General features: G+C 43.6%; 15 protein-coding genes. 13 read left to right on the forward strand and 2 right to left on the reverse strand.

Annotation, left to right across the window (positions count from 1 at the left end):
• The first annotated feature begins 121 nt into the window (after positions 1–121).
• The 10 genes from AB3329_RS04100 (at position 122) to citX (ending at position 9,713) form a co-directional block, all read left to right on the forward strand.
• On the forward strand, positions 122–1,519 hold the full coding sequence (locus AB3329_RS04100; RefSeq protein ID WP_438272848.1) for an oxaloacetate decarboxylase subunit alpha: 1,398 nt from the start codon (positions 122–124) through the stop codon (positions 1,517–1,519).
• Positions 1,520–1,666: 147 nt separating this feature from the next.
• Positions 1,667–1,957 (forward strand): OadG family transporter subunit, encoded by a 291-nt coding sequence (locus tag AB3329_RS04105; RefSeq protein ID WP_368394472.1) that lies wholly within the window; start codon positions 1,667–1,669, stop codon positions 1,955–1,957.
• A gap of 123 nt (positions 1,958–2,080) precedes the next feature.
• On the forward strand, positions 2,081–2,434 hold the full coding sequence (locus AB3329_RS04110; protein ID WP_368394473.1) for a biotin/lipoyl-containing protein: 354 nt from the start codon (positions 2,081–2,083) through the stop codon (positions 2,432–2,434).
• A 16-nt stretch (positions 2,435–2,450) separates the two neighbouring features.
• Positions 2,451–3,581 carry a sodium ion-translocating decarboxylase subunit beta gene (locus tag AB3329_RS04115; RefSeq protein ID WP_368394474.1) on the forward strand — a complete coding sequence of 377 codons (1,131 nt, stop codon included), beginning with the start codon at positions 2,451–2,453 and terminating at the stop codon, positions 3,579–3,581.
• Positions 3,582–3,618: 37 nt separating this feature from the next.
• Positions 3,619–4,623, forward strand: coding sequence for a [citrate (pro-3S)-lyase] ligase (gene citC / locus AB3329_RS04120; RefSeq protein WP_368394475.1), 1,005 nt, complete (start codon positions 3,619–3,621; stop codon positions 4,621–4,623).
• A gap of 5 nt (positions 4,624–4,628) precedes the next feature.
• The gene (gene citD / locus AB3329_RS04125; RefSeq protein WP_368394476.1) at positions 4,629–4,949 is read left to right on the forward strand and encodes a citrate lyase acyl carrier protein; all 321 of its coding nucleotides are present in this window, start codon (positions 4,629–4,631) and stop codon (positions 4,947–4,949) included.
• Positions 4,937–5,827 (forward strand): aldolase/citrate lyase family protein, encoded by an 891-nt coding sequence (locus AB3329_RS04130; protein WP_368394477.1) that lies wholly within the window; start codon positions 4,937–4,939, stop codon positions 5,825–5,827. Before citD ends, AB3329_RS04130 begins: the two co-directional genes overlap by 13 nt.
• Before the next feature lie 2 nt (positions 5,828–5,829).
• Positions 5,830–7,371, forward strand: a complete 1,542-nt coding sequence (citF, locus tag AB3329_RS04135; protein ID WP_368394478.1) for a citrate lyase subunit alpha — start codon at positions 5,830–5,832, stop codon at positions 7,369–7,371.
• A gap of 20 nt (positions 7,372–7,391) precedes the next feature.
• The gene (locus AB3329_RS04140) at positions 7,392–8,678 is read left to right on the forward strand and encodes a 2-hydroxycarboxylate transporter family protein (RefSeq protein WP_368394479.1); all 1,287 of its coding nucleotides are present in this window, start codon (positions 7,392–7,394) and stop codon (positions 8,676–8,678) included.
• A 492-nt stretch (positions 8,679–9,170) separates the two neighbouring features.
• Positions 9,171–9,713, forward strand: coding sequence for a citrate lyase holo-[acyl-carrier protein] synthase (gene citX, locus AB3329_RS04145; RefSeq protein ID WP_368394480.1), 543 nt, complete (start codon positions 9,171–9,173; stop codon positions 9,711–9,713).
• 124 nt (positions 9,714–9,837) lie between these two features.
• On the opposite strand, the gene citG is transcribed toward citX, so the two are convergent.
• Together citG and AB3329_RS04155 are read right to left on the reverse strand one after the other, a co-directional pair.
• Positions 9,838–10,704 carry a triphosphoribosyl-dephospho-CoA synthase CitG gene (gene citG / locus AB3329_RS04150; protein ID WP_368394481.1) on the reverse strand — a complete coding sequence of 289 codons (867 nt, stop codon included), beginning with the start codon at positions 10,702–10,704 and terminating at the stop codon, positions 9,838–9,840.
• A complete protein-coding gene (locus AB3329_RS04155; RefSeq protein ID WP_368394482.1) occupies positions 10,697–11,392 on the reverse strand; it encodes a GntR family transcriptional regulator in 696 nt (231 codons plus the stop codon). The genes citG and AB3329_RS04155 overlap by 8 nt, the downstream gene beginning before the upstream one ends.
• Before the next feature lie 322 nt (positions 11,393–11,714).
• On the opposite strand from AB3329_RS04155, the gene AB3329_RS04160 reads away from it, so the two are divergent.
• The 3 genes from AB3329_RS04160 to AB3329_RS04170 all read left to right on the forward strand — a co-directional run bounded on the left by AB3329_RS04160 (position 11,715) and on the right by AB3329_RS04170 (position 15,339).
• A complete protein-coding gene (locus tag AB3329_RS04160) occupies positions 11,715–11,978 on the forward strand; it encodes a phosphocarrier protein HPr (protein WP_003064009.1) in 264 nt (87 codons plus the stop codon).
• Positions 11,979–11,980: 2 nt separating this feature from the next.
• On the forward strand, positions 11,981–13,714 hold the full coding sequence (gene ptsP, locus AB3329_RS04165; RefSeq protein WP_368394483.1) for a phosphoenolpyruvate--protein phosphotransferase: 1,734 nt from the start codon (positions 11,981–11,983) through the stop codon (positions 13,712–13,714).
• A gap of 194 nt (positions 13,715–13,908) precedes the next feature.
• Entirely contained in the window at positions 13,909–15,339 is a 1,431-nt protein-coding gene (locus tag AB3329_RS04170) for an NADP-dependent glyceraldehyde-3-phosphate dehydrogenase (protein WP_368394484.1), read from the forward strand.
• Positions 15,340–15,384 lie beyond the last annotated feature (45 nt).

Below are 15,384 nucleotides of genomic sequence, written 5' to 3' on the forward strand. Positions count from 1 at the left end.
TTTTTTTGAATTTTGAAGTTGTATAATAGTTTGTAAGCCCTACCAAAACAAGTAAGACAAGATTGTAAGCCCTACCAAAAATATATTGTGGGCTATACTCATCGTAAAGGAGGATAACTTTGTGAAACATATCATGTTTACAGAAACAGTGTTGCGCGATGCTCATCAAAGTTTGATGGCTACTCGTTTACGGACTGATGAGATGCTGCCGATTATGGAGCAGCTCGATAAGGCAGGCTACCATGCTTTGGAGTGCTGGGGAGGAGCCACCTTTGATTCTTGTGTTCGTTACCTCAATGAAGATCCGTGGGAGCGATTGCGGGCAATTAAAAAAAGAGCAAAAAATACGAAACTGCAAATGTTGCTGCGTGGCCAAAATCTCCTTGGTTATCGCCACTATGCTGATGATATAGTCGAACAGTTCATCACATCTGCTGCACAAAATGGCATGGATATTTTCCGTATCTTTGATGCTCTGAATGATGTACGCAATTTAGAAGCCAGTGTGAAAGCTGTCAAGAAAAACGGCAAGCACGCTCAGCTGACGATTTGCTACACAACAAGTCCTGTTCATACTATCGACTATTATAAGCAGCTGGCTCAAGAGATGGCGGTTTTGGGAGCTGATTCTATTTGTGTCAAAGACATGGCAGGTATTTTGACACCAGCTGCTGCGAGAACCTTAATTCCTGCATTGAAGGAAGTAACGGATCTTCCGATAGAAGTTCACACACATGCAACTAGCGGGACTTCTGAGATGACTTATTTAGCAGCTGTCGAGGCTGGAGCAGATATTATCGATACAGCTATTTCTCCTCTGGCTGGTGGGACAAGCCAGCCGGCTACTGAAAGTCTCAGTACTGTTTTAAAAGAGCTAGGATTTAAAGTGGACTTGGATGATGATGCTCTGGTGGCTATCAGTGACTATTTTAAACCTATTAAGGAAAAATATATCAAGGAAGGGGTTCTGGCTCCAAAGATGATGGGATTGGAACCTCAGACCTTGATCTATCAAGTTCCTGGGGGTATGCTGTCCAACCTCTATTCTCAGCTCAAGCAAGCTAAATCTGAGCATCTTTATGAGGAAGTTCTTAAAGAGGTTCCGCGGGTACGGGAAGATCTTGGCTATCCCCCTCTTGTAACACCTCTCAGCCAAATGGTTGGAACGCAGGCTGTCTTTAATGTCTTAGCCAACGAACGCTATAAGATGGTCCCAAATGAAATAAAAGATTATGTCTGCGGTAAATACGGCAAATCCCCTGCTCCGATTAAAGACAGTGTCAAGCAAAAGATTGTTGAGGATGAACCTGTGATTACCATTCGTCCTGCAGACTTGCTGGAACCGGAGTTAGACCAAATGAAGCAGGAGTTGAAAGGGTTGGCACGCTCTGAAGAAGATGTGCTGATCTATGCGATGTTCCCGCAATTGGGAAAAGACTTTTTGAAGCAAAAATATCTGCCCCAAGATAATCAGGAACCGGCTGATGATGAGATTATTAGGATTCAGGCTGTCATGTAGGCTACTGCAGACAAGCTGAGCCATCATACCAGACTCTGTCAGGTATAAAATGGGGAAAAAGCGCCAGTTTTTAATAGGATGACAGAAGTCAGAGCTGTATTTCTTGGGTGACGGGCACTCTCATTTATTGATTTAACAGGAGGAGCAATGGAACATATCAGTATCATGGAGGCATTAAGCCTCTCGGTTGTTGCGATAACCGTCGTTATGGTTGTATTAGTCGGTCTGATGTTTATAATCGAAGGGTTTAGATTCATTGAAAATTCACAGAGCGCTGACAGTGTTTCGCCGGCACAGCCGGCTTCTCAAGAAAAGGGACAGACTTTAGCTGATAACGAAGAATTAAAATTAGTAGCAGCTCTTACAGCTTTAGCTGTTGCTAGTGACAACAAGCAAGACAAAAAGTATCGTATTACCGCAATTAAACGGATTAAATAATTGAACACGGCCTAAAATCCTAGTGAAAAAGATGGCTGTCGTCGTGATCCAGCATCACTTGCCATCCCCTATTTTCATACGGATTTTTAAACGGCCTTTGCATCTTAATTAAGGGAGTTTTGTATGAAAAAATATCAGATTACGGTCAATGGTCAGACTTATGATGTGACTTTAGAAGAGATTTCGGAGAAAGAGCTGAATCAGGCTCGTCAGTCTGGGTCGGCTTCATCGGACAATCAAGCATCCGCCTCAAGCAGTAACGAAGGTGGACTAGAGGTTACTGCCCCTATGCCGGGGACGATTATTTCTCTCAATGTTCAAGCAGGAGACAGTGTTAAAGCAGGAGATACCCTTTGTATCTTGGAAGCGATGAAGATGGAAAGTGCTGTAGTTGCTTCGGCAGATGGTGTTGTCAATCAGATTTTTGTTGATAAAGGAACACAAGTTGAAGCAGGGACAGTCCTGATGACATTATAGAGAGGGAGAGGGGTTTATGTTAGACGCTCTAATTGAAATGTTGGATTCCTCGGGATTAATGGCTCTTGACTTTAAGACAATTATTGTGCTTGGAATTGCCTGTCTGTTTCTTTATTTAGCGATTGCCAAAGGGTACGAACCTTATCTTTTAATTCCGATTGCTTTTGGTATGCTGCTGGTCAACCTGCCTCTGGGAGGCTTGATGGATCCCCCTGCTGACGGGGTAAGCGGAGGACTGATCTATTATCTCTATCAGGGAGTGGATAAGGGAATTTACCCACCGCTTATTTTCCTTTGTTTGGGTGCGACAACAGATTTTGGGCCTTTAATTTCAAATCCTAAGACTCTATTGCTGGGAGGTGCAGCCCAAGTTGGTATTTTTGTGGCTCTGATGGGCTCAATTATGCTCGATATGACGGGTCCTGAGGCTGCTTCCGTTGGTATTATCGGCGGTGCAGACGGTCCGACAGCTATTTATACAACCAGTCAGTTGGCCCCCCATCTGCTGTCAACGATTGCTTTGGCCGCTTATTCTTATATGGCCTTGGTTCCGATTATTCAGCCGCCTATTATCAAGGCATTAACGACTAAAGAGCAGCGCAAGGTCAAAATGCAGCAGCTGCGTCCTGTTTCTAAAAAGGAAAAAATTCTTTTCCCGATTATTGTGACCATTTTTACGGTCTTGATTTTACCGTCTTCAGCTCCGCTTATCGGGATGCTGATGCTGGGCAATCTGATTAAAGAATCCGGACAGGTTCCCAAAATTACAGAAACTCTCTCTAATTCGCTGATGTATATTATTACTATCTTGCTGGGGGTCAGTGTAGGTGCCAAAGCGGAAGCTGAGGTCCTGCTGTCGCCGGACACGATAAAGATTATTATACTTGGTTTAATTGCCTTTGCAGCCGGTACAGCAGCAGGTGTTCTTATGGGTAGGCTGATGTATCATTTAACCAAAGGAAAAATTAATCCAATGATTGGTGCAGCAGGAATATCTGCTGTTCCTATGGCAGCACGTGTTGTCCAGGGAGTGGGGGTTGAAGAAGATCCTTCAAATTTCTTACTGATGCATGCTATGGGGCCTAATGTAGCAGGAGTTATCGGCTCAGCAGTTGCAGCAGGTGTTCTGCTGCAGTATTTCGGCTGATAGGAGCAAAAAGCCTGCTTAAGTTTAGATGATTAGAATGGGGAATGAAATGCTTGTCGAGCGCTTGTGGGTACAGCAGCAGCCTAATGTAAAAAAAGCTTGGTTAAATCTCTTAAAAGCAAATGGAATTCGTGAGGAAGACACTATAGATGCCGTATACGGCATCTACGATGGGGAAAAGCTGATAGCCACAGGCAGCATTTTTGATAATGTCATTAAGTGTGTAGCAGTTGACAGTTATCATACGGGAGGCACGGTTATCAGCAGCTTAATCTCCCATTTAGAATCTCTGATTTTTGAAACATTTGAGAGCTGCTATCTTTATACGAAACCGGATGCCAGTCTTTCTTTTGAACATTTGGGATTTCGAGAACTGGCTCGAGTGCCGGATAAGTTGGTCTTCATGGAAAAAGCCGTCAGGGGGTTGGACAGCTACCTTGCTGTTTTAAAGACAAACAGGATGCAGGGGCATACAAAGGGTGCAATTGTCATGAATGCCAATCCTTTTACTAAAGGCCATCTCTATTTGGTAGAGCAGGCTGTGAAAGTGGTGGACAGCCTTTATCTCTTTGTAGTTTCTCAAGATCGCTCTGCTGTTTCTTTTAAGGATCGCTTTGCTTTAGTTAAGGCCGGTGTGGCACATTTGGAGCAGGTAAAGGTTGTTGAGACCGGTCCTTATATGGTCTCAACAGCTACCTTTCCGTCTTATTTTTTGTCAGAAGAAGAGAATGTGGCAAGGATACAGGCTAATTTGGATGCCCAGCTGTTTAAACGGCATATCGTTCCGGCTCTGGGTTTAACACACCGCTTCTTAGGAACAGAACCTAAGTCACCGGTTACAGCTATTTATAATCAGGAGTTACGCAGGGTTTTATCGCCTGCCATTGAGCTTATTGTTGTTGAAAGGATAGAGCAGTCCGGTGAAGTCATCAGTGCTTCTCGTGTCCGTGAATTGTGGCAGAAAGGCAAACTTGCTCAGATTAAACCTTTGGTTCCCCCCTCAACCTACCAGTATATTAAGCAAAATATAGAAAGGACTTGAAGCTTATGAGCTATTTTGAACTAAGACAGCAGGGTGCCGCCGGCACCTTGGAGTCATCAGATGTCCAGATTTTAATTGATCAAAACTCTGGCGGAGGGATTGAATTGGAGTTAAGCAGTTCAGTTGAAAAGCAGTTTGGAGCCCAAATTCGGCAAGTCATTCAAGAGACTCTGTCTTCTATGGGTGTTCAGGATGCTAAGCTAGTTGTAAAAGATCAAGGAGCTCTGGACTGTACCATCAGAGCGCGTTTGATTGCAGCAGTCCATCGTGCCAGCGGTCAGGCAGAATCCATCAATTGGGAGGAGATTGAACAATGGAACGATTAAGAAGAACCATGATGTTTGTTCCAGCTAGCAATCCGGCTATGCTGAGAGATGCTAATCTTTACGGTGCGGATTCTATCATGTTTGACCTTGAGGACTCCGTATCGCTTAAAGAAAAAGATAGTGCCCGCTTCCTGCTTTATCAGGCAGTCAAAACATTTGATTTCGGAGACACTGAAACGATTGTTCGTATTAACGATTTAGCTGCGGGCGGACGTGATGACATTGAGGCTATGGTGCGTGCGGGTATTGACTGTATCCGACTGCCCAAGACTGAAACAGCTCAAGATGTTATTGATGTTGCTGATGCTATAACCGAAGTTGAAGAGCGTATTGGCCGTCCAGTCGGTTCGACCAAGATTTTTTGTGCCATTGAAGGGCCAGTCGGTGTCTTTAACGCTCTGGCTATAGCGACAGCCAATGAGCGTGTGGTCGGAATTGCTTTAGGTGCAGAAGACTATGTCACAGCTATGAAAACGAAACGCTACCCGGAAAAGGACGGAGAGGAGCTTCTCTTTGCCCGGTCTATGATCGTTCATGCAGCACGTGCTGCAGGTATTGCTGCAGTTGATACTGTTTTCTCAGATGTCAATGATATGGATAATTTCAGACGTGAAGTGGAAAGGATTAAGCAGCTTGGTTTTGACGGTAAATCAGTTATCAATCCCCGTCAAATACCGGTGGTCAACGATGTCTTTACCCCTACGGAAAAAGAAATCAGCCATGCCCAGCAAGTCATGGCGGCAATAGCAGAGGCTGAAGCTAAAGGATCGGGTGTCATTTCTTTAAATGGTAAAATGATTGACAAACCGATTGTAGAACGTGCCCAGCGAGCCTTAGCTTTGGCACAGGCTGCAGGAGTTATAGAGGAGGCAGAGTGAATATGGTTTTAAATACATTAGGACGAGATATTCCAGCAAAGTATGCTGAAGAGTACGGTGTGTTTTCGGGGGAACTTGCTGCCGTTAAGAACTATCAAGAATCCAGCCGTCACATCAAGCCAGTAAAGCCTCGTGATAATAAATTACTTTCATCTATTCGGGAAGCAATTGAAAAAACAGGACTTAAAGACGGTATGACGATTTCCTTTCACCATCATTTCCGTGAAGGTGATTATGTTATGAATTTGGTTATGGACGAAATTGCTAAGATGGGCATCAAAAATCTGAGCATCGCTCCAAGTTCTATCGCCAATGTTCATGCGCCTTTGATCGAACATATCAAAAATGGAGTGATTACCAACATTACTTCCAGCGGCTTGCGTGATAAATTGGGTGCAGCTATTTCTGAAGGAATTATGGAAAATCCTGTTGTTATTCGTTCCCATGGGGGAAGAGCCCGTGCCATTGCCAGAGGAGATATTCATATTGATGTGGCTTTCTTAGGAGCCCCTAGTTCTGACGCCTATGGGAATGCTAATGGGACTAAAGGGAAAGCAACTTGCGGCTCTCTGGGTTATGCTATGGTTGATGCCAAATATGCGGATCAGGTTGTCATTATTACGGATACTTTAGTGCCTTATCCTAATACCCCTATCAGCATTCCTCAGACTGATGTTGATTATGTTGTTGCGGTTGATGCTATTGGCGATCCCAATGGTATCGCTAAAGGCGCAACGCGTTTCACTAAGAATCCTAAAGAACTGCTGATTGCAGAGTATGCTGCTAAGGTGATTACCAATTCTCCTTATTACAAGGAAGGTTTCTCTTTCCAAACAGGAACTGGTGGTGCTTCGCTGGCAGTGACGCGCTTTATCCGTGAACAAATGATAAAAGACGGCATTAAGGCAAATTTTGCCCTTGGCGGTATCACAAACGCCATGGTGGAATTATTGGAAGAAGGATTGGTCGACAAAATTATTGATGTTCAGGATTTTGACCATCCATCAGCTCTTTCTTTGGGCCGCAATGCCGATAAACACTATGAAATTGATGCCAATATGTATGCCTCGCCTTTGAGTAAAGGTTCTGTGATTAATCAGCTGGACGTCTGCATTCTTTCAGCCTTAGAAGTCGATACGAACTTTAATGTTAATGTTATGACAGGGTCAGACGGTGTTATTCGCGGTGCCTCCGGCGGCCATTGTGATACAGCCTTTGCATCTAAGATGAGCTTGGTTATCTCACCGCTGGTTCGGGGACGGATTCCAACCTTTGTAGAACAAGTCAATACGGTTATTACGCCGGGAACCAGTGTAGATGTTGTCGTTACCGAAATCGGAATTGCCATCAATCCAAATCGGCCGGATTTGGCAGAACATTTCAAAGAACTGAAAGTTCCTCAGTTCACTATCAAAGAATTGCAGGAAAAAGCTTATGAGGTTGTTGGACATCCGGATCCGATCCAATACGGCGATAAGGTTGTGGCCCTCATCGAATATCGGGACGGGACTCTGATTGATACGGTTAAAAATATTTTACATTAATATATGGGGAGGAATATTTCATGAAAAACGTGAAATTTCTAGGTTTGCCGCCTTATCTGGCGGCGGTATTGATTGTCATCTGTGTGACAGCCATGTACATGGGGGCCTTACCGACTGACTTGGGCGGAGCCTTTGCTATAATGCTTTCAATCGGTGTCGTCTTCAATGAAATTGGGAAACGTATTCCTATTTGGAACACCTATATCGGCGGCGGTTTGGTACTGGCCTTTCTCGGAAGTTCGGCTTTGGTTTATTTTAATGTTATCCCGAAAACCTATGTTGAAGCCATGAATTGGGCTACTGAAGATGCTGATTTCTTGACACTGTTCATCGTCATCTTAATCACAGGCTCTATCTTGGGACTTGAGCGGAAACTTTTGCTCAGATCAATGGCAGGTTACATTCCGGCAATCTTAGGAGGTGTTGTCGGTGCAGCTTTGCTGGGGATTATCACAGGACTTTTATTCGGTATAAATCCGGCTGATGTGGTCATCAGATATGTCCTTCCGGTTATGGGCGGCGGTAATGGTGCCGGTGCAGTGCCGCTCAGCCAAATTTATGAAAAAACGACTGGCCAGCCGGCAGCCAGCTACTATAGTTTTGCGATAACGATTTTGACCATTGCAAATATTTTTGCTATTATTGCTGCCGGTCTTCTTAACGGTATCGGCAAAAGAGCCACTACCTTAACCGGCGACGGCAAAACCTTGATGAGAAATTCAGAGGAGATTGCTGCAGAAAAAGATGATGTCAAACTCTCTATGGTTGACTACGGAGGTGCTTTCCTGCTGGCCTTAACCTTCTATGCTTTAGGCTGTCTTTTTAGCGAAGCCCTGCTGCCAACAATCTTTGGCGTTCAAATCCATACCTTTGCTTACATGATTATCTTTGTGGTAATAGCAAATGCCTTAGGCATTATTCCTGCTTATGTTCGTAAGGCTGCTACTGTTCTTCAGAGTTTCTTTACGAAAAATATGATATTGATTATCATGGTCGGGGTAGGAATTGATACGGATCTCGGAGAGCTGGCCTCAGCTATCACCTTTTCAAATGTCGTGATGGCTTTGATGATTATTATAGGGGCGATTTTAGGGTCAGCCATTATCGGTTACTTAGTAGGTTTCTATCCAATCGATTCTGCTGTCACCGCCGGCTTGTGTATGGCAAATCGTGGCGGTTCCGGAGATTTGGCGGTTCTCGGTGCTTCTGAGCGGATGGATTTGATTTCCTATGCACAGCTGTCTTCACGTCTGGGCGGCGGCATAGTATTGGTTATCGGAAGTATCGTCTTTGGAATGTTCTTGTAATTTGACAAGCAAAAAAGGAGCTGTTGCTAGAACAGCCCCTTCTTTGTGAATTGAACACGGCCTAAAATCCTAGTGAAAAAGATGGTATACACCATGCTTTGTAATAATAATTGATCAGAAAAGCCGTAAACGTCTGAAGGCTTTGTCGTCCTGCGGTCGACCGCACCCTTCTAGTCGTTCTGGCAGGGGGGCGTCTACGAAATCAGAGATTTCGGACTTACCGCCATTTTCATACGGATTTTTAAACGGCCTTTGTATCTTATGTAATTGAACACGGCCTAAAATCCTAGTGAAAAAGATGGTATACACCATGCTTTGTAATAATAATTGATCAGAAAAGCCGTAAACGTCTGAAGGCTTTGTCGTCCTGCGGCCGACCGCACCCTTCTAGTCGTTCTGGCAGGGGGGCGTCTACGAAATCAGAGATTTCGGACTTACCGCCATTTTCATACGGATTTTTAAACGGCCTTTGTATCTTATTGAGGAGTAAGTATGTTTTCATCTGGTTCGTCAGTGTCATTGCAGGAGGTTTTAGCAGGCAGGGAATGGCGGTTAGAACGCCAGAAGCAGCTGCTGGGGCTTTATAGGGACAAGGTTCTTCTTGATTTTAAATGTAATATCCCAGGCCCGATTAAGAATAATGCTTCTATTGAGCGTTTATTCCTGCATGGCTTAGAAGCGATTATCCAATTATTAAACGGGCATAAGATTTTGATTCTTCACCAACAAGTGAAGAATGCTAAGGTAGGGCCGGAGGCTTTTTTAATAGTTGATTCGACACCTGAAGCTTTGAAAGGTTTGATGATTGCTTTTGAGGAATCTTCACCACTTGCCAGATTATACGACAGTGATGTTTTGTATCGGGATCCTCATTATTTGGAGCCCATGAGTTTATCCCGCCAAGAATTAGGCTATCCTCAGAGAACGTGTTTGATTTGTGACAGACCTGCTAAAGAGTGTGGGCGCAGCAGGCAGCATTCTGTTGAGGAGATGCAGGCTGCTATAGAAAGACTGTACCAAGCTTATATGCCATAATAGGGCTCTGCTTGTGTAACACTGTTTTACAATTGTTTTAATCATCTGAAAAAACGAGCGAATCGGTTTTATGTGCATACAACAGCCGGTTCGCTCGTTTTTGTAAATTTTAAAGGGATTGCATCTAGATAAGTCCCTCTGCCTGCATAAAGAAATAACCAAGTGCCAGAAAATCAGCCGTTCCTCCAGGACTGAGATTTTTTTGGATAAGGGAGAGGTCATAGTCGAAGAGCCACTGACGGATCAGCGCTGCTGATAAATTTTGACTGAGAACCTCTCGAGCCTGCCTCTTGACCTCCTGCCAGGCTGCAATTCCTCCTCTGTGGATGAGATTCCCATCCTCAATGTTGGCCATGAGAAGCAAAGTAGCTTTGTGAAAAGCTTCATCGGCTGAGCTGTGCACTATACTTTGCCTTAATGCTGGGAGCAGGAGGTTCTGAAGGGTTGGATAGCCGCTGGCTGCTTCCCCCCTGATTCCTTTCAGTCCGTGCTCTAAATAAAGTTTTTCTCCGTAGGAAAGATTTTGTCTGTCAATATGCTGAAAATCCTTCTCCAGAGAAGAACTGCAGATGGCTGGGATAAGCTGCAGAATCGCATGGCTGTCCGCAGGTGACAGGGGAAGAGTTTTGGAATGATGTTTTAAAAAATACCCCGTCGCACTAAGAATAAGAGCAAAGGAAAAATTTGCCCCTTTATGGGTATTGACGCCTTTTGTGGCACTGAACATAGCCTGCTCGGCTCGTATTCCGATTGACCGTGATTGATCAAATAAGGCTTGTAAAGGACCGGTGTGGTTCAGTCCAGCCTTTGCATAATCCTCGAAGAATGGAAGCAGGCTCATACTACTTTTAATAAAAAGCGGGAAATCCATGTCCTGATGGGCACCGTTATTGGAGCGGTCCACTAAACCGGGTTTAGGAGTCAGACTAAGCTCATAGAGGAGAGCAGAAGCTGCGAAGGCAGCCAGTTTTTGGGGGAATTGATCAGTCAATTTGACGTTTCTCCATTTCTTGGATAATAAATGTTAAGGAGTGGTCAAGATGCCTTGAGGTTACCCTTCTGATGGTTTCTTCATCTCGTTTTTTCATAGCCTCGTAGAGCTGCCAGTGCTCCTCTAAAGCAATATGGCGGCGCTCAGCTGCCCGGATTGAAACATCTCTAAAATATAAAAGGTATTCCCTTAATGTTTCAGCGATATTCTTCATACGGGGCATTTGACTTTTGTCGTAGATAAAAGCGTTGAAATCAGAGAAATTTTTGAGCAGAAGATCAACTTGATCAGTGCGGTCAAGATAATTGCCGTACTCCAAGAGTTCTTTTAAATCATTAAAATCTTCAGCTGTCATCAATTGTGCGGCTTTGATTGTGGCTAAAGTATCAAGTGCTGTACGAATATCGAAAATCTCGTAAGCATCAGAAATGCTGATTCCCTTGACAACAGTCCCAATTTTAGGGATATGCTCTACCAGCTCTTCTTTGGTCAGTTCCTGAAGCGCATAGCGAATGGGGGTACGGCTGATATTGAGTCTCTCAGCATATTCTTTTTCATTGATACGTTCACCAGCAGGAATCTCTCTGAGGATAATCGTCTTGCGAAAAGCATCGTATAGAGATTCTTTTAAAGTTTTTCGAGAACTCTGCTGAAAGTTTTTCTTAACAACTTCAATATATGGATTCATAGTAACACCCTTTTATTTGGATAATGGGGTAAAATGTGACAGATATTCTTTATTACTATTATACTTGATTTTAGCTTTAGAATAAAGTCAAGGCGTGTCTAATTAATATAGCGGCTGGATTTCAATTTTTAGTTACCCTTTTTCATGCTCCTTAAATGGATAAAATTCACTTTAAACTTTCATTTAAACTTTCACAGCCACTTTTCAGAAAAAAAGCAGTCTAGCAATTGAAAAAAAAATAAAATTTGGTATAATACTAAATTGTAAGGGTTATCATGAGGATAATTCAAAAATACACTAAAATAAGAAGGAGAACCATACTATGGCTTCAAAAGATTTTCACATTGTTGCAGAAACAGGAATTCATGCACGTCCGGCTACATTACTGGTACAAACAGCTAGTAAATTTGCCTCAGATATTACTTTGGATTACAAAGGCAAAGCAGTAAACCTTAAGTCAATTATGGGAGTTATGAGCCTTGGTGTTGGTCAAGGTGCCGATGTCACTATCTCTGCAGAAGGTGCTGATGCTGATGATGCTCTTGCAGCAATCGAAGAAACAATGACTAAAGAAGGATTGGCATAATTATGACAGAAATGCTTAAAGGAATTGCCGCATCTGATGGTGTTGCTGTTGCCAAAGCATATCTGCTCGTTCAACCGGATTTGTCGTTTGAGACTGTAACAGTCGAAGATACAAACGCAGAAGAGGCTCGTTTAGATGCAGCGCTGGAGGCATCACAGAACGAGCTTTCTGTTATCCGTGAACAGGCTGTAGAGACGCTTGGTGAAGAAGCAGCTGCTGTTTTTGATGCTCATTTAATGGTCCTTGCTGACCCGGAAATGATTACACAAATCAAAGAGACCATTCGGACTAAGCAGACTAATGCAGAAAGCAGCCTCAAGGAAGTGACCGATATGTTTATCACTATCTTTGAAGGCATGGAAGATAATCCGTACATGCAGGAACGTGCCGCAGATATCCGCGATGTTTCTAAACGTGTTCTGGCCCACTTGCTCGGTGTCAAACTTCCAAATCCTGCAGCTATTGCTGAAGAATCGGTGGTCATTGCTCATGATTTGACACCATCGGATACGGCACAGTTAAATAAACAATTTGTTAAGGCTTTTGTTACCAATATCGGCGGGCGGACCAGCCATTCTGCTATTATGGCCCGTACGCTTGAGATTGCTGCTGTTCTTGGAACCAATGATATCACTAGCCGTGTTAAAGACGGTGATATTATTGCTGCCAATGGTATAACAGGAGAGGTCATCATTAACCCGACTGATGAGCAAATTGCTGAATTCAAGGCGGCCGGCGAAGCTTATGCTAAACAAAAAGCTGAGTGGGCTCTGCTCAAAGATGCTAAAACTGTTACAGCTGACGGTAAACATTTTGAATTGGCAGCTAATATCGGCACGCCAAAAGATGTTGACGGGGTTAATGACAACGGAGCAGAAGCGGTGGGACTTTACCGTACTGAGTTTCTTTATATGGACTCTCAGGACTTCCCAACCGAAGATGAACAGTACGAAGCTTATAAGGCTGTTCTTGAAGGAATGAACGGGAAACCTGTTGTTGTCCGGACAATGGATATTGGCGGAGATAAAGAGCTCCCTTACTTCGATCTTCCAAAAGAAATGAACCCTTTCCTTGGTTTCCGTGCTTTGCGTATTTCTATTTCTGAGACCGGGGACCAAATGTTCCGCACGCAGATCCGTGCGCTTCTTAGAGCCTCGGTTCACGGACAGCTCCGTATCATGTTCCCTATGGTTGCCCTTCTGAAAGAATTCCGTGCTGCTAAGGCCGTATTTGATGAAGAAAAAGCCAATCTGAAAGCTGAAGGGATTGCTGTTTCAGATGATATTCAAGTCGGTATCATGATTGAAATCCCGGCTGCAGCAATGCTGGCTGATCAATTTGCCAAGGAAGTGGACTTCTTCTCAATCGGAACGAATGACCTGATTCAGTATACTATGGCTGCTGACCGTATGAATGAACAGGTATCCTATCTTTACCAGCCATATAACCCATCTATTCTCCGTTTGATTAATAATGTCATCAAAGCTGCACATGCAGAAGGCAAATGGGCCGGTATGTGCGGTGAAATGGCCGGTGATCAGACAGCTGTACCGCTTCTTGTCGGTATGGGATTGGATGAATTCTCCATGTCGGCAACTTCAGTCCTTCGCACACGCAGTTTAATGAAAAAATTGGACACAGCTAAAATGAAAGAGCTGGCTCAGCGTGCACTGACTGAATGTGCAACACTGGATGAAGTTTTGGAACTTGAAAAAGAATACGTTGATTTTGACTAATCAACAAGCCTTGAGAACCTCGCGTTTTCAAGGCTTTTTTTGAAAATAAAATGTCAATGGCAAGAGTTTAAAATCTAATTAAAGCTATATTTTTGTTATTATGTCGAAATTTTCTGAATTTTTCTGTAGCAAATGATTGAAAAAAATTAAAAAAATGATAAAATGGAACTATCATATTAGTAAGGAGACTTAGATTGACTAAACAGTATAAAAACTATGTCAATGGGGAGTGGAAACTCTCACAGGATGCAATTAAAATTTATGCTCCTGCTTCTGGTGAAGAGATCGGTTCTGTCCCTGCTATGAGCACAGATGAAGTAGATTATGTCTATGCTTCTGCAAAAGCAGCTTTTCCGGCTTGGCGTGCGCTTTCTTATGTAGAGCGGGCAAATTATATCCGCAAGGCCGCTGAAATCTTGCAGAGCAAAGCTGAGGCCATTGGTTCTGTTCTTTCTAAAGAAATAGCTAAGGGGCTTAAATCGTCTGTCGGTGAAGTAACACGTACCGTAGAAATTATGGAGTTTGCAGCTGCCGAAGGTGTTCGGACGCAAGGTGAAGTGCTTGAAGGCGGCAGTTTTGAAGCAGCCAGCAAGAGAAAGATTTCGGTTGTTCGCCGTGAACCGGTGGGGCTTGTTTTAGCCATTTCGCCTTTTAACTATCCGGTCAACCTAGCCGGTTCGAAAATTGCACCGGCTCTTATTACAGGGAATGTAGTGGCTTTTAAACCGCCGACGCAAGGGTCTATCTCCGGGCTTCTTTTGGCAGAAGCTTTTGCTGAAGCCGGACTGCCTGTTGGTGTTTTCAATACGATTACCGGACGGGGTTCTGTCATCGGTGATTATATTGTTGAGCACAAAGCGGTTGACTTTATCAACTTTACTGGTTCAACACCTGTTGGTGAAAATATCGGCCGTTTGGCTGGTATGCGCCCGATTATGCTGGAATTAGGCGGTAAGGATGCCGCTATTGTTCTTGAGGATGCAGATCTTGAACTGACAGCTAAACAGATTGTTGACGGTGCTTTTGGTTACTCCGGTCAACGCTGTACAGCTGTTAAGCGTGTGCTGGTAATGGACAGTATAGCTGATAAGCTGTCTGAGCTTATTGTTGAGCGGGTGGCTAACTTAACGGTTGGTATGCCTGAAGACAATACGGATATTACACCGCTGATTGATACTAAAGCTGCTGACTATGTTGAAGGTCTTATCCTTGATGCAAAAGAACAAGGTGCAACAGCTCTTACTGAACTTAAGCGTGAAGGAAACACCATTTATCCGGCAGTCTTTGATAATGTGACGACTGATATGCGTTTGGCTTGGGAGGAACCGTTTGGTCCGGTTCTGCCGATTATCCGTGTTCAGTCTGTTGAGGAAGCCATTCATATTGCTAATCAATCTGAATTCGGTCTGCAAAGTGCGGTCTTCACGAATGATTATCCGCTGGCCTTTAAGATTGCTGAACAGCTTGAAGTCGGTACTGTTCATATTAATAACAAAACACAGCGCGGAACAGATAATTTCCCATTCTTGGGAGCTAAGAAATCCGGTGTGAATACACAGGGAGTTAAATACTCAATTGAAGCTATGACCAGAATTAAGTCTGTTGTCTTTGATATCAAATCGTAAGACAGTTGGTTTTATAGGGAAATTTATGGTTTATCTGTTTTTTAT

The organism is Streptococcus huangxiaojuni (genome assembly GCF_040930515.1).
GTDB lineage: Bacteria > Bacillota > Bacilli > Lactobacillales > Streptococcaceae > Streptococcus > Streptococcus huangxiaojuni.